At 50.6% G+C, this 757-nt stretch carries 2 tRNA genes and 1 rRNA gene; all 3 read left to right on the top strand.

Annotated elements, in window-relative coordinates:
- Window positions 1–23 precede the first annotated feature (23 nt).
- Window positions 24–100 (top strand) — tRNA-Ile (locus ENGE1_RS26255).
- Between the two features lie 111 nt (window positions 101–211).
- A tRNA-Ala gene (locus ENGE1_RS26250) sits at window positions 212–287 on the top strand.
- A gap of 163 nt (window positions 288–450) precedes the next feature.
- Window positions 451–757 (top strand): 23S ribosomal RNA (locus ENGE1_RS26245); the annotation flags it as partial.

Genomic DNA, 757 nt, shown 5'->3' with positions numbered 1-757 from the left:
AAACGAGCAGTGAAAATCTCTGCAGGCTTGTAGCTCAGGTGGTTAGAGCGCACCCCTGATAAGGGTGAGGTCGGTGGTTCAAGTCCACTCAGGCCTACCAAATTCTTGCTGATGCTGCGTTGCGGCGACACTCACATACCTAAGTATGCTTCGTGTCACCACGCCTTGCCTCAACAAGAATTAACGGTTATCAGAGATGTACTACTACGATGGGGCTATAGCTCAGCTGGGAGAGCGCCTGCTTTGCACGCAGGAGGTCTGCGGTTCGATCCCGCATAGCTCCACCATCACGCTCGTTAAAAAATACTTCAGAGTGCACATTCAGGTGTGTACTGCGAAGTTTTGCTCTTTAAAAATCTGGATCAAGCTGAAAATTGAAACGACACACTTTAAGTGTGTTCGAGTCTCTCAAATGCTTGCAGCACGAAGTGAAACATCTTCGGGTTGTGAGGTTAAGCGACTAAGCGTACACGGTGGATGCCCTGGCAGTCAGAGGCGATGAAGGACGTGCTAATCTGCGAAAAGCGCCGGCGAGGTGATATGAACCTTTGACCCGGCGATGTCCGAATGGGGAAACCCAGTGCAATTCGTTGCACTATCGTTAACTGAATACATAGGTTAACGAGGCGAACCGGGGGAACTGAAACATCTAAGTACCCCGAGGAAAAGAAATCAACCGAGATTCCCCCAGTAGCGGCGAGCGAACGGGGAGGAGCCCAGAGTCTGAATCAGTTTGTGTGTTAGTGGAAGCGTCTGG

The organism is Pluralibacter gergoviae ATCC 33028 = NBRC 105706 (genome assembly GCF_001598855.1).
GTDB classification, from domain to species: Bacteria; Pseudomonadota; Gammaproteobacteria; order Enterobacterales; family Enterobacteriaceae; genus Pluralibacter; species Pluralibacter gergoviae.
Note: the sequence above shows the minus strand (reverse complement) of the source record. Positions and strands in the feature narration are given on the sequence as shown.